This window comes from Candidatus Solirubrobacter pratensis, from assembly GCF_000425945.1.
Lineage (GTDB): Bacteria > Actinomycetota > Thermoleophilia > Solirubrobacterales > Solirubrobacteraceae > Solirubrobacter > Solirubrobacter pratensis.
This window is the reverse complement of the sequence record NZ_AUEK01000003.1, coordinates 124,102-147,282: the sequence shown is the minus strand read 5'-3', so window position 1 is coordinate 147,282 and position 23,181 is coordinate 124,102. Positions and strand designations below refer to the sequence as shown.

Sequence of the window (23,181 nt, the reverse complement as noted above, 5' to 3'; positions counted from 1 at the left end):
GCGGCCGATCTTCCATTTCATGGGGGCTGACGACTTCCGCGCGCTGCTCGAGCCCGGCGCGATCCGGGCGGTGTTCCAGCCGATCGTGCGCCTCGCCGGGCTCGACGTGATCGGCTACGAAGGGCTGTCGCGCTTCCCGCCGCCGCCGGGCCTCGTCGCCCTGCCGCCGGACGTGACGCTCGCCGCGGCCGAGAGCGCCGGCCTGCGCGACGAGCTCGAGGTCGCGTGCTTGGCGGCGATCGCCGCCGCCGGCGTCCCGCCGCACGGCCGCGCGCTCTGGGTCAACCTGTCGCCGGAGGCGCTCGGGCATCCCGGGCTGCTCGAGGTCGCCGGCCGGCTCACCAGCCGCCTCGTGATCGAGCTCACCGAGCAGGACGCCGTGCTCAACCACGCGCTGCTGCGCCGCCGCCTGCAGCCGTGGATCGAGCGCGGCGCGCTCGTGGCGGTCGACGACGCCGGCGCCGGCTTCACCTCGCTCGAGTACGTCGCCGACATCCGTCCCGACTTCCTCAAGCTCTCGCGCGGGATGGTCGCCGGGATCGACGCCGACGCCGGCCGCGAGGCGGTCCTGCGCGCGACCGCCGCGTTCGCGCGCGAGGTCGGCGCGCGCGTCGTGGCCGAGGGCGTCGAGCGCGTCGAGGAGCTGGAGGCGCTGCGGGCGATGGAGATCGACTACGGCCAGGGCTGGCTGTTCGGCCGCCCGTCCCCGCCGTGGCCGCAGGACGCCGCGCCGGTTCCCGCCGCGCCGCTGCGGGTGGGCGCCGGGGACCGCCTGGAGCGCGACCTCGAGCGGGCGGAGAGCCCCCGCGACGCCTGCGAGGCGGTCGTCGACCACCTTGCACGCCGCGGCCTGCTGCCGAGCGTGTGGCTCGCGCAGTCCGGGCGCCTGCGCTGCCAGGCGGTGCGCGGCTTCTGGCAGGTCTTCGACGGCGTGCCGCCGACCACCGGGATCCTCGGCCGCGTCTACCGCACCGGCGAGCCGGCGTTCATCGACGACGTCGGCGAGGCGCCCGAGTACCTCCCCGCGATCGCGGGCGTGCGCTCGGAGATCTGCATCCCGCTGCGCGTCGCCGGCGCCGTCGTGGGCGTGCTCGACGCGGAGTCGGTGACGACGCACGACGACTCGACCGCCGCCGAGGTCCAGCGCTGCGCGGCGCTGCTCGCGGCGCGCCTGGAGGAGGTCGGCGCGCTGCCGCCCGCCTCGCCGGCGCAGCGGCTCGCGCGCGCCGCCGCGCGGCTGGCCGTGCTGCGCGACCCCGAGGACGTGGTGCGCGAGGCGCTCGCGGCCTCGCTGGACCTCTCGGGCTACGAGTCCGGCCTGCTCGCGCTGGCCGACGGCCACGGCGCCCTCTATGTCCACCTCGCGGAGGGCCCGTTCGCGGTCGCGTTCAGCCAGTTCGCCGCCGACGAGCTCGCGGCGGTCGCGCGCTGGGTCGACGACGGGACGTCGAGCTACACGGTGGGCGACGTCGCCGGCCGCGGCTTCCCCGGCCACGAGGTGCTGCGCCGGCTCGGCGCCGGCTCGCTGATCGTGCTGCCCGTGACGGCGGCGGGCGAGCGCCTCGGCGTCATCCTGCTGGCCGACCGCGCGAACCGCCGTCCCGTCTTCGAGGACGTCGAGCTGCTCGAGCTGCTCGCCGGCCAGGCCGCGGGCTCGCTGCGGATGGCCAGCGCGGTGGCGCAGCTGCGCGAGCGCGCGTCGCGCGACCCGCTTACCGGGCTGCACGCCTCGCTGCCCGTGCTGCCGGCCCGCGCCGGCGTCGTGATCGCCGACGTGGACGGTCTCGGCGCGATCAACGACGCACGCGGTCAGGCGGCCGGCGACGACGTCCTGCGCTCGCTCGCCGGGCTGGTGCGCGAGCTCACGCCGGCCGGCGGGCGCGCGTTCCGGATCGGCGACGACGCGTTCGTGGTCACGCTCGACGCGCCGCAGGCCGTGTCGGCCGAGCGGCTCGGATGGGAGCTGCGCAGCCTCGCGCCGGCGCGGCTGGGGACGACGCTGTCGGTCGGCGTCGCGGTCGGCAGGCCGGGCGAGAGCGGCGAGGCGGTCGTGCTGCGCGCGGGCGCCGCGCTCAACGAGGCCAAACGCCTCGGCGGCAACGCCGTCGCCGCCGACTGAAGGGAGTCCGGACCGGCCGGAGTCTCGCCCCCTGGGCGAACACTCCCGGCGAAGCGAGCCTTCAGGGCGAGCCGTCGTCGTAGACTCGGCGCTCGTGTTCGGCCGCATCGACCACATCGGGCTCGCGGTCGCCGACCTGGACGCGGCGATCGAGCTCCACACGTCCGCCTACGGCATGCCGCTCGTACACCGCGAGACGGTGACCGAGCAGGGCGTCGAGGCCGTGCTGCTCGACGTCGGCGAGAGCCATGTGGAGCTGCTCGCGCCGCTCGGCGACGACACGCCCGTGGGGCGCTTCCTCGCCACGCGGGGCCCGGGCCTGCACCACGTCGCCTACCGGGTGGCGGATGTCGGCGAAGCGCTGCGCGAGCTGCGCGAAGCCGGCCTGCGGCTGATCGACGAGACGCCCCGCACCGGCATCCGCGGATCGCAGGTCGCGTTCCTGCACCCGGCCACCGCGGGTGGCGTCCTGACCGAGCTCGTTACGCCAGTGGAGGTTCACCCTTGAGTCCCGCCAACGCCGCCCGCCGCGCCGCCATCGGCTTCCAGGGCGGGCAGGTCCTGTCCCTTCGCCTGTCCGAGGAGCAGCTGACCTCGCTGCGTCAGACGCTCCGCGAGGGGCATGAGCGCTGGCAGGAGGTCGAAGCCGCCGACGGCGCCGTGCTGATCGACATCGGCCAGGTCGTCTATCTCCGAGTTGAGTCCGACGAGCACCGCGTCGGTTTCTAGCCTCCGCGTCGCCTTCAATGCCGCCGACCTCGCGCTCTACAAGCGCGTGCGCTCCCTTGGTACCGATCGCGCGGACAGCGTCCGCTGGGTGCGGCGCTACTCGCGCCTCGGCGAGCACGGCGCGGTCTGGCTCGCAGGCGGCGCCGCGGCGGCGCTCGTCGACCGGCCCAACCGGCGCCGCTGGCTGCGCGCGACGGCGACCGTCGGCGCCGCCTATCTGGTGTCCACGTCGATCAAGCTCGCGGTCGGGCGCAAGCGCCCCGCGATCGAGGACCTGCCACACCTGATGGAGACGCCCACCGGACTCTCGTTCCCGTCCTCGCACGCGACGTCCTCGTTCGCCGCCGCGCGCGCGTTCGGCGCGCTCGTGCCCGGCGCGCCGCTGCAGGTCGCCGCCGCCGCGATGGGCGTCTCGCGCCTGTATCTCGGTGTCCACTACCCGTCCGACGTCGCGGCCGGCGCCGCGCTCGGCACCTTCCTGGGGAGCTTCGGCCGATGATGAAGGTCGGGATCGTCGGCATGCCCAACGCGGGCAAGTCGTCGCTGTTCAACGCGCTCAGCCAGGCGGGCGCCGAGGCGGCGAACTACCCGTTCACGACGATCGAGCCCAACGTGGCCGTCGTGCCGGTGCGCGACGATCGGCTCGAGGACGTTGCGCAGACGGTCGGCGCCTCGAACATCGTCTGGGACACGATCGAGTTCCACGACATCGCGGGCCTCGTCGCCGGCGCGCACCAGGGCGAGGGCCTGGGCAACAAGTTCCTCGCCAACATCCGCGAGACCGACGCGCTGCTGCACGTCGTGCGCGCCCACCACGACGACAACGTCATCCACCCCGAGGGGAAGGTCGACCCGGCGTCGGACATGGAGACGATCGAGACCGAGCTCATCTACGCCGACCTCGAGAGCGCCGAGCGCCGCCACGCCCGCGTGGTCCGCGACGCGCGCTCCGGAGATCGCGCCGCCGTCGCCGAGGAGGCGTGGCTGCGCGAGGTGATCGAGGCGCTGCAGTCCGGCCGGCCGGTGCGCTCGATCCCGGTTCCGCAGGACGCGCCCGACGCGGCGCGCAACCTCTCGCCGCTGACCGGCAAGCCGGTGCTGTTCGTGGCCAACGTGGACGAAGGCGACGACGCCGTCCCGTCGGTCGTCGCCGACCACGCCGCGGCGGAGGGAGCGGCCGCCGTCGCGGTCTCCTCGCGGCTGGAGGCCGAGCTGTCCGAGCTCGACGACGAGGACGCCGCGGCGATGCGCGCGGACCTCGGAGGGTCGGAGTCCGGCCTCGACCGCGTCGTCCGCAGCGCGTTCGGCCTGCTCGACCTGATCGCGTTCTTCACGGCCGGCGAGGCGAAGCCGGCGCAGTCGTGGCACCTGCGCAGCGGGCTCTCCGCCTGGCACGCCGCGGGACAGATCCACACCGACATCCAGAAGGGCTTCGTGCGCGCCGAGGTGATCGGCTGGAAGCAGCTGGTCGAGTCCGGCGGATACGCGGGCGCACGCGACAGGGGCGTCCTGCGGCTGGAGGGCCGCGACTACCTGATGACCGACGGGGACGTGATCACCGTCAAGTTCACCCCCTGACAGGCCCCGCGCCGCCCGTGCCCGGCAAGCCGGACTCTCCGAAGGATCGCCCTCCGGGCGATCCGGCGACGTACTGGCTGAAGCCGATCGGTCACGCACGCGGGCCGCTGCCCGCGGACTGGTTCGAGACCCGGCCGCGGGTGCTGCGCCGGTCCGGCTTCCCGCGCCGTCCGAGGGTCCGCGAGGGCGACAGGTTCGTCTACTACGCGTCGGTCTGGAAGCGCATCTTCGCGATCGTCGAGGTCGTCAGCGAGCCGGAGGAGACCAATCCCGGCGAGCGCTGGCCGTGGACGGTCGCGGTGGATCCGCTGCTGGTGATCCCGAACCTCGATCACGCGCCGCCCGTCGAGGCGATCGGCGTGCCCGCCCGCTCGACCAGCCAGCAGTCGCACATCCGCCTGTCTGCGGAGCATTACGCCCGCGCGGTCGATGTGATCTCCTCCGTCGCGCGCTGACGGCGTCGAGCGGATCCACGACATCGACGGCCGAGAAACCTGCGCCGCCGATGTGATGCGCGGCTAGTGTCATCGTGTGCAGCGTCGGTTCGTACTCCCCGGCCCTGACGTGGGCCGGCTGTTGCTCGACCGCCTCGTCGCGGAAGGCGTGCGGTACGGGCGCGACTTCGCGGTCGTCCGGATCATGGCGCCGCTGGGCACCGTCGAGACGCTCGCGCCGCAGCTGTCCGCGGTGCTGCGCGACGCCGACGTGCTCGTGCGCTGGGAGGCCGACGAGCTGCTCGCGCTGCTGCCGGCGACAGACCGCGCCGGGGCCGAGCGCGCCGCGGAGCGCCTGCGCGAGGCGTCGACCGAGGTGCCGATCAGCGTCGGTGCCGCGCACTGGGTCGGCGACACCGCGCACGACCTGATCGGCCGCGCGCTACCACGCAGATAGCTCGTACCTCGGGCGACGCTACTCACGAAGCCTTCTCGCCAACCGCCCCATCCCGAAGGACTCGGCCGCCGCGGCGCCGCCCGCGCGGTCGGTCTCGCGGTCCTGCGGCCGCGCGACGTCGGCCGTCCGCAGCGTCGCGATGTCGCGGAACGTCCGCAGCTCCGCGGCCTGCTCGATCAGCGCCTTGCGCACCGACGGCTTCTCGCGGATCGCGCCGAGGATCACGTGCTCGAGATCGCCCTTGCGCTGCAGCAGGTCCGCCGCCGTCTTGGCGCCGATCCCCTTCGCGCCAGGCAGCCCGTCCGACGGGTCCCCGCGCAGCGCGATGAAGTCCGGCACCTGGGCGGGCGTGATCCCGTAGATCTCGCGCACCTGCTCCGGCCCCACCTCGTCCGGTCCCTCCTGGCGAGCGCGCTGCAGCAGCACGGTCACGCTCTCGGACGCGCACTGGAACATGTCGCGGTCGCCGGTGAGGATCAGCGTCGTCCCGCCCGCCGCCGTCTCGGCGTCCGCGAACGAGCCGAGCAGGTCGTCCGCCTCGAGCGTGTCATGCGACACGACGCTCCAGCCCAGCGCCTCGTAGAAGCCGGGCGCCCGCGCCCACTGCCATTCCAGCGCGCCCGGCATGTCGGGCCGCTGCGCGTGGTAGGCGGGATACGCCTGCTTGCGGTAGACGGCCGCCTCGGCGCCGAAGCAGAGCACCACGGCGCGCGGCGCGTACTTGTCCACGCACCACAGCACCTGGTTGACGGAGCCGAGCAGGGCATTGACGGGATTGCCCTCGGCATCGGTGATCGAGTCGGGCAGCGCGAAGAACGCGCGGTAGAGGCACGCGGGAGCGTCGACGAGCAGGAGCGGAGCCGGCACGTCGCGAAGTATGGTGCCCGGCATCATGAAGACGATCTCCGGTCTCGAAGACCTCAAGCGGTCAGAAGGTGAGATCCTCGGCACCAGCGCCTGGCACGAGGTCACGCAGAAGGACATCGACACGTTCGCCGACGTGACCGGCGATCGTCAGTGGATCCACGTCGACGTCGAGCGCGCGAAGGAGACGCCGTTCGGTGGGACGATCGCCCACGGGTACTACACGCTCTCGATCGTCCCCAAGCTCTCGCGTGAGGTCTTCGCGTGGGAGGGCTTCACGTTCGCCCTCAACTATGGGCTCAACAAGGTCCGCTTCCCGGCGCCGCTGCCGGTTGGGAGCAAGGTCCGCCTCACCGCCAAGGTCGCCAAGGTCGAGTCCATCCCGGGCGGCGCGCAGACGACGATGGAGATGACCGTCGAGCGCGAAGGGGGCGACAAGCCGGTCTGCGTCGCGGAGACCGTCGTGCGCGCCTACGCGGGGGGTCCCGCGGGCTCCTGATGTCGGTTAGGGTCGGTCACAAACCGGCCCCATCTCCGAATGGGGGCAGTGAATGCGCCCCGCCGACGTCAGCGACGAAGTGCTCCTCGCGGGCAGCGATGCCGCCGCGTTCGAGGAGTTCTACGGCCGCCACGTCGACACCCTGTTGGGGTTCTTCGCTCGCCGCACGCGCAACGCGGATCTCGCCGCCGACCTGACGGCCGAGACGTTCGCCGCCGCCCTGTCGGCGCGCCGGCGCTACCGGCCCGAGGCCGGGGCGGCGATCGCGTGGCTGTTCGGGATCGCGATGAAGAAGCTCGCCGACGCCCAGCGCCGCGGGTACGCCGAGCAGCGCGCCCGCCGGCGGCTGAGGATGGAGCGCATCGAGCTGACCGACGCCGACATCGCGCGCATCGACGCGCTCGGGGAGAGCACGAACGCCGGTGCGCTGCTGGAGGCACTGCGGCCGGATCAGCGCGAGGCGATCCGCGCGCACGTGCTCGACGAGCGCTCGTACGCCGAGATCGCCGCCGACGAGCACGTCTCCGAGGCCGTGGTGCGCAAGCGCGTCAGCCGCGGCCTCGCCACCGTACGCCAGCGGATGGGAGCCCGCCGATGACCGACGACTTCGTGACCACGCTGCGGCTGCAGCTGCGCGAGGCGGCGGAGCGCGAGGCACGCCGCGGCCCGCTGCGGCGCGCGCTGCCGCAGCCTCGCCCGCTCGCGCTCGCCGGCGCGCTGGCGGTCGCCGCGGTCGCGGTCGTGATCGCCGTCGGCGCGCTCAGCACGTCCAGCCCGCCCCCGGCCACGACCGCGCCGCACGTCGTCGCGCGGCTGGCGATCGCGAGCCAGGGCGGGGCGCTGTCCGTCGCCTACGGCTCGATCTGGACCTACGACCCGTCCGGCGACGTGCTGCGGCTGAGCCCGGACGGCGACATCGCTGCGCGGATCCCGATCGGCCGGGAGATCCTCGACGGCGCGGCGGGCACCGGCGGCATGTGGGCGCTGACCGAGGAACGCCTGTACCGCATCGACCCGAAGACCAACCGCATCGTCGCGCGCATCCCGCTCCCGCCGCCGTCGCGCTCGCACACGACGGTGGACCCCTACGACAGCGCCGTGTGGGTCGGCAACCCGGGCTCGGCGATCCAGGTCGACCTGCGCACGAACCGGCTCGCCCGCCGGATCAGCTTCGAGCGCAACGGGCAGGACCCGCGCGGCTTCAGCGGCGAGCCGGGCCTCTGGTACATGCTGCGCCGCGACGGCCTGCTCGAGACGCTCGACGCCCGCACGGGCCGCCGGCTCGGGCTCGCCCGCCCGGCGTCGGAAGGCCTGCCGGTGGCCGCCGCGAGCGGCACCGTCCTCCTGCAGGACGGCGCCGGGCTGGCGGCCGTCGACGCGAGCACGGGGGCGCTGCGCTGGCGCACGAACCTCGGTACCAGCCGCATCAACGGCGCCATCGCCGGCGACGGGGCGCTCTGGGTCCAGGGCACGCCCGTCAGCGGCCGCGACCAGCTGTGGAAGCTCGACCCGCGCACGGGCCGCCTGCTCGCCGCGCTGGCGCTGCCCGACTTCGGCGTGGCGGGCATGGCCACCACGCACGCCCGGCTCTGGATCATGAGCCCGTCCGGGCTGCTGACCGGGATTCGCTAGCGTCGGGGCACTAGCCCGCGCGGACGGCGGGCCCGGGCGCGCCGTCGAACACGACGCGATAGGTCCCCGCGCGCGAGACCGTCCAGCGGTAGCCGCCGCCGCGCCCGAGCGTGACGGCTCCGGCGTCCACCCAGCGCCCGCCGTGCAGTGCCTGCACGGTGGCCGTCGCGCCGCGGCGGCCAGGGACGATCGTGCCCGACAGCGCCGGGCGGGCGGAGCGCGAGAGCCGCGCCGGGGCTCCGCCCGAGGCGTCGGCGGCCTGCGTGTCGGGCGGCGGATCGCCCGAGCGCTTGGTCGTCACGGTCGTGAAGTACGCCCACGTGTCGAACAGGCCGAGCTTGGCGCGCAGCGTCGCGCCGTCGGCGGTCGTCGACCCCTTGGTCCCGAGCACCTGGGCGCTCATGATCCGCGGCGAGGCGCCGCGCTGGAGCACCTTGATGCCGCGGAACGAGCCCTTGTAGAGGCCGCGCAGCTTCTTGCCGGCCTTGGCCAGCGTCGTGGTCGCGGGCGTCCAGCGGTGACGCGGCGAGACGTCGTCGTAGGGATCGTCGACCGACTTCAGCCACGGCTTCGGCTCGGTCCCGAGCGAGGTGTTCTCGACGTTCTCGGTCCGTCCGCCGGAGGTCGAGAAGAAGTAGGTGGTGACCGGCTGGTCCTGGTAGGTCACGATCTGCCCGCGCGTCGACGCGACCGCCTGGTTGGTCGCCGTCGTCTCCACCGAGACGCCGCCGTAGACCTGCGAGCGCGTGTCGGGGTACTGGTCGAAGTCGCCGCCGCGGCTGGTCGTGATCGCGTAGGTGCGCGCGGCGATCGCCTGCGCCTGCAGCGCCGCCGCCGGCCACGAGGCCGGCGACTCGGCGGGGACGACCCCCTGCACGTAGTCGTCGAGCGCAACGGCGTCGATCACCCGCAGCCCACCGAACAGCCCGGGCGAGAGCTCGAGCACGCCGCGGTAGCCCTTGCCGTTGAGCGCCGTGATGCCGCCCTCGCCGGCGATCTGCAGCGGCGCCGTGAACCTCGCGAGCCGCTTTCCGTGCGCGACGAGGTCGATCTCCGAGATCGCGTGCCGCTTGACCGTGTACGTCACGGTCGGATCGAGGTCGCGGCCGCCGGCCTGGCGCGCGCCGCTGATGCGCGCCGAGTTGGTCTTCTCGATCAGCTGTACCCGCACGGTCCTGCCGGGATCGGTCATCCCGAGCGAGGTGTCCGTGTAGTAGTGCGAGAGGATCTGCGACGCGGTCGCGCCGTGCTCGGCGTAGCCGAGCGCGCCATACTGGCTCATGCCGACGCCATGGCCGAAGCCGGCGCCCTTGATCGTGAACGTCGACTTCGGCTTGGCCGCCGAGGCGCACGGCGCGGTCGCGAGCACGCCGGCAAGGAGTGCCGCCACCAATGTGGGAAGTGTGCGGGTCATAGGATCAGGGGAGGACTGAGCGGGTCTACGTTAGCCCGACACACCGGCCGGGGAGGAGTTGCGCACCTTGAGTTCCCGCAAGGCATCGGACCTTTTCGTCGAATGCCTCGAGGCAGAGGGCGTCAGGTATGTATTCGGCATCCCCGGCGAAGAGACCCTCGATCTGAACGAGTCGCTGCAGGACTCCTCGATCTCCTTCATCCCGGTGCGCCACGAACAGGGCGGCGCCTACATGGCCGACATGTACGGCCGGCTCACGCAGCGCGCAGGTGTCTGCCTGGGAACCCTCGGCCCCGGCGCGACGAACCTGATCACGGCCGTCGCCGACGCGTTCCTGGACCGCTCGCCGCTGGTCGCGCTGACCGGCCAGGCGGACCTGCACCGGATGCACAAGGAGTCCCACCAGCACATCGACGTCGTCTCGATGTTCAAGCCGGTGACGAAGTGGAACACGCGGATCAACGCCGCGGCGGTCATCCCCGAGGTGGTGCGCAAGGCGTTCAAGGTCGCGCAGGAGCCCAAGCCCGGCCCGACGCACATCGAGCTGCCCGAGGACGTGATGAGCGCGCCGGTCGACGCGCAGCCGCTGCCCGCGCGCACGACGTCGCGGCGGCTGGAGCCGAGCGCGGGCGAGCTGCTCGCCGCGGCCGACATCATCCGCGGCGCGATCAATCCGATCGTGCTCGCGGGCAACGGCGTCGCCCGCGCCGGCGCGTCCCCAGCACTGCGCGAGTTCGCGCGCGCGACCGGGATCGGCGTCGCCGAGACGTTCATGGGCAAGGGCTCGCTCGACTACCGCGACCCGCACGCGCTCGGGACCGTCGGGCTGCAGTCGCGCGACTACGCGCTGGCCGGGTTCGAGGAGGCCGACGTCGTGATCACCGTCGGCTACGACCTCGTCGAGCACGCGCCGTCGAACTGGAACCCGAACCGCGACAAGACGATCGTCGGCATCGACAGCGTCGCGTCGGAGGTCGACGAGCACTTCATCACCGAGGTCGACCTCGTCGGCGACCTCTACCACATCCTCAGCCGCCTCACGGAGGAGCTGCGGCACGCGCCGCACAAGGTCCGCAGCTCGCGCCTGGATGACATCGTGCTCGGCCGCTTCGAGGCCGCCAAGGACGACGACTCCTTCCCGATGCAGCCGCCGCGCGCGCTGTGGGAGATCCGCCAGGCGCTCGGGCGCGAGGACATGCTGATCTCCGACGTCGGGCTGCACAAGCTGTGGATCGCGCGGATGTTCCCCGCGCACGAGCCGAACACGGTGCTGATCGCCAACGGGCTGGCCGGCATGGGCATCGCGCTGCCGACCGCGATCGCGGCCAAGCTCGTGCATCCGGACTGCAACGTTGTGACGGTCAACGGCGACGGCGGCTTTCTCATGAACGTCCAGGAGCTGGAGACGGCGATGCGGCTGCGCACGCCGGTCGTCAACGTGATCTGGGAGAACGCCCAGTTCGGCTCGATCGTGTGGAAGCAGGACAAGAAGTTCGGCCGCCACTTCGGAACGGACTTCACCAACCCGGATTTCGTCAAGCTGGCGGACGCCTTCGGCATGCCGGCCTGGCGCTGCGAGGCGGTCGAGGATCTCGGCAGGCATCTGCGACACGCGCTGTCGCTCGAGCTCCCGAGCCTGATCGTGGTCCCGATCGACTACTCGCTCGATGTATCCATATCTGAGGAGCTCGGAACGGAGACGGTGGCGGCATGAGCGCAACCCAGGAGCGGACCGCGGTCGATGCGGTCCCCACGCAGCTGTTCATCGGCGGCGAGTGGCGGGACGCCTCGGGCGGCGAGACCCTCGATGTCGAGGATCCGTCGACCGGCGAGGCGGTCGCGTCGGTCGCCGACGCGACCCCTGACGACGCGAAGGCGGCGCTCGACGCCTGCTGCGCGGTGCAGGAGGAGTGGGCGACGCACCCGCCGCGCGAGCGCGGCGAGATCCTGCGCCGCGCGTTCGAGGCGATGACGGCGCGGGCGGACGAGCTCGCGCTCGTGATGACGCTCGAGATGGGCAAGCCGGTGGCGGAGTCCAAGGCCGAGATCACCTACGCCGCGGAGTTCCTGCGCTGGTTCTCGGAGGAGGCGGTGCGGATCGAAGGCCGCTTCGGCACCGCGCCCAACGGCCAGGGCCGGCTGATCACGATGAAGCAGCCCGTCGGGCCCTGCTACGCGATCACGCCGTGGAACTTCCCGGCCGCGATGGGCACGCGCAAGATCGGCCCGGCGATCGCCGCCGGCTGCACGATGGTGATCAAGCCGGCGCAGCAGACGCCGCTGTCGATGCTCGCGCTGGCGAAGATCCTCCAGGAGGCGGGGCTGCCGGACGGCGTGCTGAACGTGCTGACCTCGAGCTCGTCCAGCTCGGTCTCCAAGCCGATCATCAACGACCCGCGGCTGCGCAAGCTCACCTTCACCGGCTCCACCGAGGTCGGCCAGCTGCTCGTCGAGCAGTCGGCGCCCGGGCTGCTGCGGACGTCGATGGAGCTCGGCGGCAACGCGCCGTTCCTCGTCTTCCCCGATGCCGACGTCGACGCGGCGGTCGAGGGCGCCGTGATCGCCAAGATGCGCAACATCGGCGAGGCCTGCACGGCGGCCAACCGCTTCCATGTGTCCGGGAAGGTCGCGGACGAGTTCGCCGAGAAGCTCGCGAAGAAGCTCGCCGACATGAAGGTCGGGCGCGGGACCGAGGACGGCGTGCAGGTCGGGCCGCTGATCGACGCCTCGCAGCGCGACAAGGTCGCCGAGCTGGTCGAGGACGCGGCGGGCCGCGGCGCCGAGGTGCTGCTGGGCGGCACCAAGCGCGACGGCGCCGGCTACTTCTTCGATCCGACCGTCTTGACCGATGTCAAGCCGGACTCGCGGCTGCTGAAGGAGGAGATCTTCGGCCCGGTCGCGCCGGTCGTCGGCTTCGACGACGAGGACGCGGCGATCGCGGCCGCCAACGACACCGAGTTCGGGCTCGTCGCCTACGTCTACACGTCCGACGTCAAGCGCGCGTTCCGCGTTTGCGAGAAGCTTCAGACCGGCATGGTCGGGCTCAACCAGGGACTCGTCTCCAACGCGGCGGCGCCGTTCGGCGGCGTCAAGCACTCCGGCTTCGGCCGCGAAGGCGGGCGCGAGGGCATCGACGAGTACCTGTCGATCAAGTACGTCGCGATGGCGATGTGAGATCAGGCGGGACATCCCCTCTCCCCACCCCGATTTGGATCCGCTCGAGCGATTCCGCGAGTGGTATGAGCGGGCCGTGGCCTCAGGCGTGCTGGAGCCCGAGGCCATGGCGCTCGCCACGTCCACGCCGGACGGCGCGCCGTCGGTGCGCTTCGTGCTGCTCAAGGGGATCGACGCGCGCGGCGTCGCCTTCTACACCAACTACGAGAGCCGCAAGGGCCGCGAGCTGGACGCCAACCCGCGCGCGGCCGTCGCGGTGCTGTGGAAGCCGCTGCAGTTGCAGGTGCGGCTCGAAGGCGCGGTCGAGCGGCTCTCGCAGGAGGAGTCCGACGCGTACTTCTCGACCCGCGGGCGCGGGTCGCGGCTGGGCGCATGGGCGTCCGCGCAGAGCACCGAGATCCCCGATCGCTCGGTGCTCGACGAGCGGCTCGCGGAGGCGAGCGCGCGCTACCCGGGCGATGTGCCGCGGCCGGGGTACTGGGGCGGGTTCATGCTGCGCCCGGACGTGATCGAGTTCTGGGAGGGCCGGCCCGACCGGCTCCACGACCGCGAGGAGTTCCGCCGCGCGGACGGGGCATGGCGCTCGCGCCGCCTCTCGCCCTAGCTAGTACGCCGTCTGCCCGTGCGGATCCTTCGCGAACGCGAGCACCTTGCTCGCGGCGATCCGGAAGACCGCCGCCTCGCCGCCGCTGTGGACGAACGCCTCGTCAGCGACGTCGAAGCGCCACGCGCTGCCGTACTTGGCCTCGAACGCGTCCGCCAGCGCCTGTAGCGCGTCACGGCCGGTGACCCGCTCGGCGGTCCCCTCGACCACGACGTCCGTGCCCTCGGCCCACGCGTTGGTGCCGGTCGTCAGCGCGACGTTCGCGTTCGCCTGGAGGTTGCGCGCCTTCTGCTCGCCGAGGCCGGTGCAGAAGTGCATCGCCCCGTCGTGCCAGACGCCGATCAGCGGCGTCACGTGCGGGCGGCCGTCGCGGCGCACGGTCGTCAGCCAGTACAGCTCGGCCCGCTCGAGGATGCCGGCCGCGTCCTCCCACGGCGTCGGCCGGGCCGCCGGATCGCTGAAGCGCGTGTCGAATCGCATGTCCCTAGGGACTCCGCCACCCCCGAGAAGTCATCGATTGGGGGGAACCCCCTGATATGAGGGCGGCGCGGCGTCGAGGAGTCTCGCCGTGTGCCCCAGACGCTCACTCCCGAGACGCTCCCCGCCCACATCGACTCCCTGACCCGCGCCGCCCGCGCCATGACCGGCTCCCGCGAGGACGCCGACGACCTCGTCCAGGACACCTTCCTGCGCGTGCTCGCCCGCGAGCGCGCCGTCGACGCCGAGGCCGCCGGCGCGTACCTGCACCAGGCGCTGCGCAACCAGTACGTCTCCTCTCTGCGCCGGCGCGATCGCCGCCCGCGCACCGCGCCGCTCGAGAGTGAGGACTTCCGGCTCGTCGCGCCGCCGGGCCGCGAGCCGTCCTCGGTCGTCGCGACGCGCGAGGTGATCGGCGCGATCGCCTCGCTCCCCGCCGACCAGCGCAACGTGGTCGCCGCCGTCGACGTCGCCGGCTTCGGCTACAAGGAGGCCGCGGCCTCGCTGCGGATCCCGCTCGGCACCGTGATGAGCCGCCTGTCCCGCGGCCGCGCGCGGCTCGCCGTCTACTCCGCCGCGGCGGCGGCGTAGCGTGCCGGCCGTCGCAACGCCGCCGAGAGCAGGCCGGCGAGGATGCAGGCGACTCCCGCCAATTGCAGCAGCGACGGATCCTGGCCGAGCAGGATGGCCCCGAGCAGCACGGACCCGATCGGCTGGATCGTCAGCGTCAGCGACGTCATGGCGGCGGGCAGCCGCGGCAGCGACACCGTGATCAGCAGCCAGCCGAGCACCTGCGACGTCAGCGCCAGCACGAGCAGCCAGCCGGCGCTCGGCCAGGCCGGGACGAGGTCGCCGTCGCCGAGCGCCGCGGCGTAGGCGGCCGCGGCGACCGTCGCGACCAGCGACATGTCGAACAGCGGCCCGGCCGGGCGGCGCAGGTCGCGGCTGCCCTGGCGCTGGACGAGCAGGAACGCCGCGTAGGTGAGGCCGGTGACGATGCCGTAGAGCACGCCGCGCGACGGGTCGGCGCCGTAGGCGCCGGACTCCAGCGCGCCCGAGACGAGCACGACGCCGAAGCACACGAGCGGCAGCGCGAGCAGGATCCGGCGCGGCACGCGCTCGCCGAGCACGGCGAGCGCGAGGAACGGGACGACGACCACCTGGAGGTTGCCGAGCACGGTCGCCAGGCCGGCGCCGACGTCCCGGATGGCGTGATGCCAGGCGATCAGGTCGACGGCGAAGAACAGCCCGGCCGGGAGCGCGAGCCGCCGCTCGGCCCACGTGCGCCGGCCGTAGCGGCGGTCCTCCCACAGCGCGATCGCACCCAGCACGGGCAGGGCGTAGAGGCAGCGGAAGACCGCCGCGGCGGCGGGCGAGACGTCGGCGAGGTCGACGAGGATGGCCGAGAACGCGATGACCAGGGCGCCGAGCACGCCCGCGGCCGACGGGTTCGCGGACAGCCTGGTCAGCCGACGATGCAGGCCGTGCCGATCCGGCGGAAGCCGAGCCGCGCGTAGACGCTGCCGATCTCCTCGCTGCCCGCGGAGAGGAACACGAGGTCGGCGCCGCCGCGCAGGGCGTCGGCCACGAGCTCGCCGGTCACGGCCGCGCCCAGCCCCTGGCGGCGCACGGCCGGCAGCGTGGCGACGCCGACGACCTCCGTGATGTCGCCCACCGGATTGTGCGAGCCGACGGCGATCGGGCCGCTCTCGCCCTGCGCGATCGCGGTCACGGTGATGCGGCGGCGCAGGCGGTCGCGGCGGAAGTCGAGGTTTCCGTCCACGACCGCGGCGTCGCGCTCGATGCCGCCCTGCGGCCCGGCGGAGGTGCCGGGCGTGGCGAAGCCGACCGTCGCGACGGCCACGGCCTGCGCGAGCAGCGGGTCGTCGGCGCCGAGCACGCGCAGATCGACGCCGGGCGGCGCGTCCGGCGCGCGGAACGCCGCGCGGTCGAGCACCATCAGCGGGGCCTCGAGCACGTCGAGCCCGGCGTCACGCGCGAGCGCGAGCAGCTCCGGCGTCGTGTCGTGCACCCACTCGAACGCCTCGGGCACGCCGAGCTCGCGCTGGCGCGCCCGCACGGCCTCCAGCGCCGCCGGGGTGAAGCCGCCGTCGCCGCCCAGCCGCGGCCGCGCGTAGTACGGCCACGGCCCCTCGCCGACGAACAGCGTGAAGGGCCCGAGCTCCTCGGCCCGCGCCGCCGAGCGCGGCGCTGCATCGCAATACGAATTGATCAGCGTCCTGCAACGGTCGCTGTCGAGGGGCGTCATGGCGTGGCGACCGTTGCAGGACGAAGTCACCCGGCCGACCCGGCGGCGATCTTCCGCAGATCGAGCGCCTTGTCCAGCGTCTCCTCGTCCACGCCGTGCTCGCGCGCGACCTCGCGCAGCGTGCGGCCGCTCTTCGACGCGTCCTTGACGATCTCGGCGGCGCGGTCGTAGCCGATGTACGGGTTCAGCGCGGTCGCGACCGCGAGCGTGCCCTCGGCCGAGGCCTCGAGGCCCGCGAGGTTGGGCTCGATGCCGTCGACGCATTTCTGGGCCAGCAGCGTGCTCGCGCTGGAGAGCAGGTGGATCGACTGCAGCAGGTTGCGCGCGATCAGCGGGATCCGCACGTTGAGCTCGAACTGGCCCTGGAGGCCGCCGACCGTGATCGCGGCGTCGTTGCCGATCACCTGCGCGCCGACCTGCAGCACGACCTCGGGGATCACCGGGTTGACCTTGCCGGGCATGATCGAGGAGCCCTTCTGCAGCTCCGGCAGGAAGATCTCGCCGATCCCGGCGCGCGGGCCGGAGCCCATCAGCGCGAGGTCGCCGGCGATCTTGGTCAGCGAGACGGCGATCACCTTCAGCGCGCCGGACAGCTCCACCAGCGCGTCGCGGTTGCCCTGCGCCTCGAACGGGTCCTCGGGCGCGGAGATCGTCAGGCCCGTGTCCGCCGACAACCGCTCGCGCACCTTGGCCGCGAACTCCGGATGCGTGTTCAGGCCGGTGCCGGTCGCCGTGCCGCCGAGCGGGATCTGCGCGACCTGCGGGAGCGCGTTGCGGACGCGCCGCCGCCCGAGGCGAACCTGCGCGGCGTAGCCGGAGAACTCCTGCCCGAGCGTGACCGGGACTGCGTCCATCAGGTGCGTGCGGCCGGACTTGACGAGGTCCTTGAACTCCTCGGCCTTGGCGGCGAAGGACGCCTCGAGCCGCTCGAGTGCCGGGAGCAGTTGATTGGTGGCATCGTCGAGCGCCGCGAGGTGGACCGCGCTCGGGAACACGTCGTTGGACGACTGGCCCATGTTCACGTGGTCGTTGGGGTGCGCGCCCCCGCCGGCGAGGTTGGCGATGACCTCGTTGGCGTTCATGTTCGAGGACGTGCCCGAGCCGGTCTGGAAGACGTCGATCGGGAACTGGGCGTCGTGCTTGCCCTCGGCGATCTCGTCGCCGGCAGCGGCGATGCGTTCGGCCAGCGCGCCGTCGAGCAGCCCGAGCTCCGCGTTCGCGCGCGCGGCGGCGCCCTTGATGCGGCCGAGCCAGCGCACGACGGGCAGCGGCACGCGTTCGCCGGACACCGGGAAGTTGGCGACGGCCTTGGTGGTCTCCCCGCCCCACAGCTCCTGCGGGGTCTCCTGCACGCTCATCCGGTTCCTCCGGTTCAAAGGCTTGCTTTGAGCCATTACGCTAGCGCCGCGGGGTCCTTCGGCTCGCGACCGCGAGCCTCTCGTCACATCTAGGAGCCGGTTGAACTGTGCCGCATCGCGCGGCGGGGAAAGTTCAGCGGGCTCCTAGGCCGCGTCGACGAGCGGGCTGCGCTCGGGCGTGACGTCGTGCGGGTGCAGCTCCTCGCGGCAGTGCGAGCAGACGAGCACCGGGTCGGCCTCGTGGCCGCACTTGTGGCGCAGCACGACGGGCGGGCCGAGCTCGCCGGTCAGGTGCTCGTCACCCCAGCGCATCAGCGTGACGATCGAGGGATACAGGTCGCGCCCCGCGGGCGTCAGCCGGTATTCGTAGCGCTCCGGCTCCTCCTGGTAGAGGCGGCGCTCGAAGATGCCGGCGCTGACCAGCGTCTGCAGCCGCGTGGAGAGGATGTTGCGCGCGATCCCGAGGTTGCGCTGCATGTCCGAGAAGCGGCGCACGCCGTAGAAGGCCTCGCGCAGGATCAGGAAGGTCCAGCGCTCGCCGAGGATCTCCATCGCGCGGGCGATCGAGCAGACCGGAGGGCGCTCCAGTTCGTACATCGCAGTTGAGCGTAGCTCACCCGCAGAACGCGACCAGCTCGCGTGCCAGCCCGACCGGATCGTCGTAGGCGATCAGGAATCCGGTGCGGGGCAGCACGCGCAGCTGCCCGTCGGGCAGCAGGTCGAGCGTCTCCTCGGCGATCGCGAGCGGATGCGCGGCGTCGTCGTCGGCCCACAGCAGCAGGACGGGGAAGTCCATCGCGGGGTAGGCGTCGAGCAGGTCGCGCTGCGCGCCGTGCGGCCAGCGCTTGGCGGCCTTCGCCCACGAGCGCGCGCGGTTGGCGTTCCCGCCCAGGTCCATGACGGCGTGGCGGACGAGGTCGCGCGCGCCCGGGGCGCCCGTGACGCTCATGCGATCGCCGCGCTTGGGCCGGACCGCGAGGGCGCCCGCGTAGGAGAGCAGTCGGTCGCAGCCCGGGACGACCGCGGCCTGCACCGCCACGCGGCCGACGCGCTCGAACGTGCTGCGCTGCGGGCGCCGGTGCAGCGCGCTCGGCATCAGCACGAGCTTGGACGGCCGCAGCGAGCCGTCGGCGATCGCCCGCATGGCCAGCAGCGCTCCCGCGTCATGGCCGGCGACGAGCGGGTGCGGCCCGCAGGCGTCGAGCAGGAAGCCCACGAGCACGCTCGTCAGCCACTCAGGCGTGTAGGGGTGGCGCGGGCGGTCCTCGGAGTCGCCGTGCAGCGGCAGGTCGGGGAGCACGACGCGGAAGCGGTACGACAGCTCGTCGACCACCGGCTCCCACTCGCGGTGCGAGAGCCCGCGCGAGTGCAGCAGCGCGAGCGGCGGGCCGGTCCCGGCCTCGCGATACGCGATCCGTGCGCCGTCCGGGTGGTGGTAGAGCCGCAGCTTCATTTGCGAATCCTCGCCCTGCGGGCTCGGTTCGCAGGGAGTATCGCCCAGAGGGCGAGACTCCCACGGCTCGGAGGGGCGAACGCGGTCGGTAGTCTCGCCCGCGTGTACGTGGGCCAGGCGATCCGCCGGCGTGAGGACGAGCGGATCCTGCGAGGGCGATCGCGGTTCCTCGACGACATCGTGCTGCCCGAGCTGGCCCACCTGGCGTTCGTGCGCAGCCCCCATGCGCACGCGCGGGTGCTCGCGGTGCGCCGGCCCGCCGGCGTGCTCGCCGTCATCACGGCGGAGGATCTGCATGGCTGCGCCCGGCCGCCGCGGGTGGACGGCATGGCGGGCATCGAGCTCGCCGACGCGCCGCATCCGCTGCTGGCCGACGGCATCGTGCGCTATGTCGGCCAGCCGGTCGCGGCGGTCGTGGCCGAGTCGCGCGCCGCCGCCGAGGATGCGGCCGAGCGCGTCGAGGTCGAGTACGAGCCGCTCGAGGCCGTCGTGGACCCGCGCGCGGGGGAGCCGCTGCTGCGCTTCTCCCGCGTCGCCGGCGATGCCGCGGCCGCGTTCGCCGCGGCCGCCCACGTCACGCGCGCCGATCGTGTGATCCCGCGCGTGGCGGCGGTCCCGATGGAGCCGCGCGGCGCGATCGTGGACCCGCATCCGCAGCTGCTCACCGTCTACTCCTCGTCGCAGAGCGCGCACCGGCCGCGGGCGCAGCTGGCGGAGATCCTCGCCCGCCCCGAGGAGACGATCCGCGTCGTGGTGCCGGACGTCGGCGGCGGGTTCGGCTCCAAGGGGACGCTCCCGGTCGAGACGCCGCTCGTGGCGCTGGCGGCGCTGCAGCTCGCGCGGCCGGTGAAGTGGGCCGAGGACCGGCTGGAGAACTTCCTCTCGGCGCCGCAGGGGCGCGGCGCGCGCGGCTCCGTCGAGCTGGCGCTGGACGCGGACGGGCGCGTGCTGGCGCTGCGCGCGCGGCTGCTCTCCGACCTCGGCGCGTACCTGCTTCCGAGCACGCCGATGCCGCCGCACACGATGGCGATGCTGCTCAGCGGCTGCTACGCGATCCCGGCGTTCGACGTCATGCTCACGGGCACGCGGACGAACAAGGTGCCGACGGCGCCCTACCGCGGCGCGGGCCGGCCGGAGGGCAACTACCTGATCGAGACGGCGCTCGACGCGGCGGCGCGCGAGCTGGGCTTCGACCCCGTCGAGCTGCGCCGGCGCAACCTCGTGCGAGAGTTCCCGTACGTCACGCCGCTGGGCTGGACGTACGACTCGGGCGACTTCGAGCGCTGCCTGGACACGGCGGTCTCGCTCGTGCGGCCGGAGCGGTCGCGCGCGGGCGAGGTGGCGGTCGGGACCGGGGTGGCGCTGGCGGTCGAGCGCTCGGGCGGGCTGTGGGAGCGCGCGGAGATCCGCGCGGCGGACGGGCGCTTCGAGGTGCGCGCCGGGTCGGTGCCGAGCGGCCAGGGCCATCACACGCTGTTCGCCCAGATCGCGGCGGAGCGGCTCGGGGTCGAGCTGGACGCCGTCGACATCCTTACGGGGGACAGCGCGGCGCTGCCGGACGGCGTCGGCTCGTTCGCGAGCCGTTCGACCGCCATGGGCGGCTCGGCGGTCGCGTCGGCGGTGGACGAGCTGGTGGCGCAGGGGCGCGCGCTCGCGTCGGAGCGGCTGGGCGCCCGGGCCGAGTTCCGCGACGGGCGCTTCTTCACGTCGGACCGCTCGCTCGGCTGGGGCGATCTCGGCGAGTTGACGGCGTCGGTGCGCTTCGCGTCCGAGCAGGCGTTCTCCTCGGGCGCGTACGCGGCGGTGGTCGCGGTCTCGCGGGCGACCGGCGCCGTCGAGGTCCGGCGGCTCGTCGGCGTCGACGACGCTGGCCGGATCATCAACCCGCTGCTCGCCGAGGGCCAGGTGCTCGGGGGCGCCGTCCAGGGGTTGGGCGCGAGCCTGTCCGAGCAGGTCGTGCACGACGAGGACGGCCAGCCCACCTCGTCGTCGCTGCTCGACTACGCGCTGCTGACGGCCGCCGACGTGCCGCCGATCGAGACGGCCTACGTGGAGACCCCGTCGCCGCTGAACCCGCTCGGGGCGAAGGGGATCGGCGAGAGCGGCGCGATCGGCGTCCCACCGGCGATCGCCAACGCGATCGCCGACGCCCTCGGCGTCCACCTCGATCCCCCGTTCACGGCGGAGAAGGTCTGGCGCGCCGCCGGCGCTCCGCCGTCCACCGGAGGCGGGTCGTGAGGCTCGAGCGGGAGGTGCCGCTGGTCGCGCCCGCGGACCAGGCGTGGCGCGCGCTCGCGGTCCTGCCTCCGGCGCGCGGGAGCGCGGCGGGGTACGAGGGCACGGCGGTGCTCGAGGACGCCGACGACGAGGCGCGGACGGCGACGCTGCGGGTGCACGGCGCGCTGGGCGCGGCGACGGTCGCCGCCACCGCCGCGGTGACGGTGCTCGAGGAGCGGCTCGCGATCACCGCCGTGGTCCGGAGCGGGCTCGGCGGCGCGGCGATCGACGAGGCGACGGCCGAGGACGCGCTCGGCCACCTCGCGACCACGCTCGCCTACGCGCTGGCGACCGCCGGCGGCGCCCGCAGCGCGATCCCCGCGCCGGCCGTCGCCTCGCAGCCGGCGCCCGCGCTCGTTCCCGCCGGCCCCTCGGAGGTCATCACGCCGCGGCCGCGGGATGTCCTCCAGCCCGGCCAGGCGCCGCCGGGACCCGAGGACGACCGGAGCCGCTGGGTGCGGCGGGTCGGGGTCGCGGCCGCCGCGGGGCTCGCCGTGCTCGGCATCATCCGGGGCCGCCGGTGAAGCCGGCCCGCTTCGAGTACGCCGCGCCGGACTCGGTCGAGGAGGTGCTCGGGCTGCTCGGCGAGGAGTCGCGCGTGCTCGCCGGCGGGCAGAGCCTCGTGCCGATGCTCAACCTGCGGATCGCGCGCCCCGCGCGGGTGGTCGACGTCAACCGGGTCCGCGAGCTCGGGCGCCTGCGGCGCGACGGCGGCTCGCTGTGGATCGGCGCGACGGTGCGGCAGGCCGCGCTCGAGCGCTCGCCGGTGGTCGCTCGCCACTGGCCGCTGCTCGCGCAGGCGGTCCGGCACGTCGGGCACGCCGCCGTGCGCTCGCGCGGGACGGTCGCGGGGTCGGTCGCGCACGCCGACCCGAGGGCAGAGCTCCCGGTCGCGCTGACCGCCCTCGGCGCCCGCTACCACCTGCGCTCGGCGCGCGGCGGGCGCGTCGTCCGCGAGCTGCTCCTCGGCCCGCTCACGACGGCGATCGCCGAGGACGAGCTGCTGACGGCGATCGAGGTCCCGCCGCTTCCGGCCGGCGCCTGCACCGCGTTCGCCGAGTACGCGCGCACCCACGGCAGCTTCGCCGACGCGGGCGTCGCCGTCGTCCGCGCGCGGGGTCACGCGGCGATCGCGATCCTCGGCACGGGCTCGCACCCGCTGCGCGCCACGGCGGCGGAGGCCGCGCTGCGCGACGGCGCGGACGAGCGCGAGGCGGCCGAGCTCGCCGCCGCGGCGCTCGAGCACCCGCACCGCCGCGCCCTCGTCGCCGCGCTCGCCCGCGAAGTGCTCGCCGCGGCGGCGCCGGCCTCCGGCGATTCGCGGCCCGCCGACGGAGCGCCCGGCGCGTCCCCGCGCCCCGCCCGCCCGGAGCCCGGCGCGTGAGGATCTCGCTCCACCTCAACGGCGTCCCCCACGCGGGCGACGCGGAGCCGCGGACCTCGCTCGCCGACTTCATCCGCGAGCGCGGGCTGACCGGGACGAAGGTCGGCTGCGAGCAGGGCGCGTGCGGGGCGTGCACCGTGCAGGTCGACGGCGAGCCGGTGCGCGCGTGCCTGATGCTGGCGGTCCAGGCCGACGGGACCTCCGTGCGGACCGTGGAGGGACTCGCGGCCGGCGGCGAGGAGCTCCACCCGCTCCAGCGGACCTTCCACGAGGAGCACGCGCTGCAGTGCGGGTTCTGCACCGCGGGCATCCTGATGACGCTCGACGCGTTCCTGCGCGACACGCCCGACCCGACCGGCGAGCAGATCCGCGAGGCGCTGTCGGGCAACCTGTGCCGCTGCACGGGCTACGAGGGGATGGTTCGGGCGGTAGCGAAGTCCCGTCGTCCTAACGTCTAGC

Annotated in this window: 26 protein-coding genes; 18 read left to right on the top strand and 8 right to left on the bottom strand. The window is 73.8% G+C overall.

The features are described 5' to 3' along the window. The first annotated feature begins 19 nt into the window (after positions 1-19). The 7 genes from H958_RS0100745 to H958_RS0100715 all read left to right on the top strand — a co-directional run bounded on the left by H958_RS0100745 (position 20) and on the right by H958_RS0100715 (position 5,317). Complete coding sequence (locus H958_RS0100745; protein ID WP_028057264.1) at positions 20-2,119, top strand: EAL domain-containing protein; 2,100 nt, start codon at positions 20-22, stop codon at positions 2,117-2,119. Positions 2,120-2,213: 94 nt separating this feature from the next. Further along, positions 2,214-2,627, top strand: coding sequence for a methylmalonyl-CoA epimerase (mce, locus tag H958_RS0100740; RefSeq protein WP_028057263.1), 414 nt, complete (start codon positions 2,214-2,216; stop codon positions 2,625-2,627). Continuing rightward, positions 2,624-2,848, top strand: coding sequence for a hypothetical protein (locus H958_RS0100735; RefSeq protein WP_028057262.1), 225 nt, complete (start codon positions 2,624-2,626; stop codon positions 2,846-2,848). The genes mce and H958_RS0100735 overlap by 4 nt, the downstream gene beginning before the upstream one ends. A gap of 88 nt (positions 2,849-2,936) precedes the next feature. Beyond that, a complete protein-coding gene (locus tag H958_RS33955) occupies positions 2,937-3,347 on the top strand; it encodes a phosphatase PAP2 family protein (protein ID WP_037408936.1) in 411 nt (136 codons plus the stop codon). Beyond that, on the top strand, positions 3,347-4,426 hold the full coding sequence (gene ychF, locus H958_RS0100725; RefSeq protein WP_028057261.1) for a redox-regulated ATPase YchF: 1,080 nt from the start codon (positions 3,347-3,349) through the stop codon (positions 4,424-4,426). Before H958_RS33955 ends, ychF begins: the two co-directional genes overlap by 1 nt. A gap of 17 nt (positions 4,427-4,443) precedes the next feature. Next, entirely contained in the window at positions 4,444-4,881 is a 438-nt protein-coding gene (locus tag H958_RS0100720) for a hypothetical protein (RefSeq protein WP_028057260.1), read from the top strand. A gap of 76 nt (positions 4,882-4,957) precedes the next feature. Next, positions 4,958-5,317 (top strand): diguanylate cyclase domain-containing protein, encoded by a 360-nt coding sequence (locus tag H958_RS0100715; protein ID WP_231379145.1) that lies wholly within the window; start codon positions 4,958-4,960, stop codon positions 5,315-5,317. An 18-nt stretch (positions 5,318-5,335) separates the two neighbouring features. Here H958_RS0100715 and H958_RS0100710 read toward each other — a convergent pair whose 3' ends face one another. Further along, a complete protein-coding gene (locus H958_RS0100710) occupies positions 5,336-6,184 on the bottom strand; it encodes a 5'-3' exonuclease (protein ID WP_028057258.1) in 849 nt (282 codons plus the stop codon). A 25-nt stretch (positions 6,185-6,209) separates the two neighbouring features. Here H958_RS0100710 and H958_RS0100705 point away from each other — a divergent pair, with 25 nt between their 5' ends. From H958_RS0100705 to H958_RS0100695, 3 genes are read left to right on the top strand one after another with little or no spacing between them, the layout of a single operon-like run. Beyond that, the gene (locus H958_RS0100705) at positions 6,210-6,680 is read left to right on the top strand and encodes a MaoC family dehydratase (protein WP_028057257.1); all 471 of its coding nucleotides are present in this window, start codon (positions 6,210-6,212) and stop codon (positions 6,678-6,680) included. Positions 6,681-6,732: 52 nt separating this feature from the next. Then, entirely contained in the window at positions 6,733-7,278 is a 546-nt protein-coding gene (locus H958_RS0100700; RefSeq protein WP_037408778.1) for an RNA polymerase sigma factor, read from the top strand. Then, a complete protein-coding gene (locus H958_RS0100695) occupies positions 7,275-8,312 on the top strand; it encodes an outer membrane protein assembly factor BamB family protein (RefSeq protein WP_028057255.1) in 1,038 nt (345 codons plus the stop codon). Before H958_RS0100700 ends, H958_RS0100695 begins: the two co-directional genes overlap by 4 nt. Before the next feature lie 10 nt (positions 8,313-8,322). On the opposite strand, the gene H958_RS33950 is transcribed toward H958_RS0100695, so the two are convergent. Continuing rightward, positions 8,323-9,726 carry a SpoIID/LytB domain-containing protein gene (locus tag H958_RS33950; protein WP_081685472.1) on the bottom strand — a complete coding sequence of 468 codons (1,404 nt, stop codon included), beginning with the start codon at positions 9,724-9,726 and terminating at the stop codon, positions 8,323-8,325. Positions 9,727-9,793: 67 nt separating this feature from the next. On the opposite strand from H958_RS33950, the gene H958_RS0100685 reads away from it, so the two are divergent. The 3 genes from H958_RS0100685 to pdxH are packed head-to-tail and all read left to right on the top strand — an operon-like array spanning position 9,794 to position 13,504. Then, positions 9,794-11,440 carry an acetolactate synthase large subunit gene (locus H958_RS0100685; RefSeq protein ID WP_028057254.1) on the top strand — a complete coding sequence of 549 codons (1,647 nt, stop codon included), beginning with the start codon at positions 9,794-9,796 and terminating at the stop codon, positions 11,438-11,440. Beyond that, positions 11,437-12,900 (top strand): NAD-dependent succinate-semialdehyde dehydrogenase, encoded by a 1,464-nt coding sequence (locus tag H958_RS0100680; protein ID WP_028057253.1) that lies wholly within the window; start codon positions 11,437-11,439, stop codon positions 12,898-12,900. Before H958_RS0100685 ends, H958_RS0100680 begins: the two co-directional genes overlap by 4 nt. Position 12,901: 1 nt before the next feature. Further along, positions 12,902-13,504, top strand: coding sequence for a pyridoxamine 5'-phosphate oxidase (gene pdxH / locus H958_RS0100675; protein ID WP_028057252.1), 603 nt, complete (start codon positions 12,902-12,904; stop codon positions 13,502-13,504). Here the strand turns inward: pdxH and H958_RS0100670 are convergent, their stop codons facing one another. Continuing rightward, positions 13,505-13,984: a pyridoxamine 5'-phosphate oxidase family protein gene (locus H958_RS0100670; RefSeq protein ID WP_028057251.1), complete on the bottom strand. Its 480-nt coding sequence runs from the start codon at positions 13,982-13,984 to the stop codon at positions 13,505-13,507. 90 nt (positions 13,985-14,074) lie between these two features. Here H958_RS0100670 and H958_RS0100665 point away from each other — a divergent pair, with 90 nt between their 5' ends. Further along, a complete protein-coding gene (locus tag H958_RS0100665) occupies positions 14,075-14,572 on the top strand; it encodes an RNA polymerase sigma factor (RefSeq protein ID WP_051323641.1) in 498 nt (165 codons plus the stop codon). On the opposite strand, the gene H958_RS33945 is transcribed toward H958_RS0100665, so the two are convergent. From H958_RS33945 to H958_RS47240, 5 genes are all read right to left on the bottom strand, one after another. Further along, positions 14,548-15,414 carry a DMT family transporter gene (locus tag H958_RS33945; protein ID WP_051323640.1) on the bottom strand — a complete coding sequence of 289 codons (867 nt, stop codon included), beginning with the start codon at positions 15,412-15,414 and terminating at the stop codon, positions 14,548-14,550. The two genes, H958_RS0100665 and H958_RS33945, sit on opposite strands and share 25 nt — an antisense overlap. 32 nt (positions 15,415-15,446) lie before the next feature. Further along, positions 15,447-16,250, bottom strand: coding sequence for a GNAT family N-acetyltransferase (locus H958_RS0100655; protein WP_051323639.1), 804 nt, complete (start codon positions 16,248-16,250; stop codon positions 15,447-15,449). A gap of 26 nt (positions 16,251-16,276) precedes the next feature. Continuing rightward, positions 16,277-17,608, bottom strand: coding sequence for a class II fumarate hydratase (locus tag H958_RS0100650; protein ID WP_028057248.1), 1,332 nt, complete (start codon positions 17,606-17,608; stop codon positions 16,277-16,279). Between the two features lie 144 nt (positions 17,609-17,752). Continuing rightward, complete coding sequence (locus tag H958_RS0100645; RefSeq protein ID WP_028057247.1) at positions 17,753-18,205, bottom strand: winged helix-turn-helix transcriptional regulator; 453 nt, start codon at positions 18,203-18,205, stop codon at positions 17,753-17,755. Positions 18,206-18,221: 16 nt separating this feature from the next. Further along, the gene (locus H958_RS47240) at positions 18,222-19,061 is read right to left on the bottom strand and encodes an alpha/beta fold hydrolase (protein ID WP_028057246.1); all 840 of its coding nucleotides are present in this window, start codon (positions 19,059-19,061) and stop codon (positions 18,222-18,224) included. A gap of 102 nt (positions 19,062-19,163) precedes the next feature. Between H958_RS47240 and H958_RS0100635 the strand changes: the two genes are divergently transcribed. The 4 genes from H958_RS0100635 to H958_RS0100620 are packed head-to-tail and all read left to right on the top strand — an operon-like array spanning position 19,164 to position 23,180. Then, entirely contained in the window at positions 19,164-21,299 is a 2,136-nt protein-coding gene (locus tag H958_RS0100635) for a xanthine dehydrogenase family protein molybdopterin-binding subunit (protein ID WP_028057245.1), read from the top strand. Continuing rightward, positions 21,296-21,862, top strand: coding sequence for a hypothetical protein (locus tag H958_RS47235; RefSeq protein ID WP_028057244.1), 567 nt, complete (start codon positions 21,296-21,298; stop codon positions 21,860-21,862). Before H958_RS0100635 ends, H958_RS47235 begins: the two co-directional genes overlap by 4 nt. Continuing rightward, positions 21,859-22,722 (top strand): FAD binding domain-containing protein, encoded by an 864-nt coding sequence (locus tag H958_RS47230; RefSeq protein ID WP_051323638.1) that lies wholly within the window; start codon positions 21,859-21,861, stop codon positions 22,720-22,722. The genes H958_RS47235 and H958_RS47230 overlap by 4 nt, the downstream gene beginning before the upstream one ends. Next, positions 22,719-23,180 carry a (2Fe-2S)-binding protein gene (locus tag H958_RS0100620; protein WP_196807142.1) on the top strand — a complete coding sequence of 154 codons (462 nt, stop codon included), beginning with the start codon at positions 22,719-22,721 and terminating at the stop codon, positions 23,178-23,180. Before H958_RS47230 ends, H958_RS0100620 begins: the two co-directional genes overlap by 4 nt. The last annotated feature ends 1 nt before the right edge of the window (position 23,181 follow it).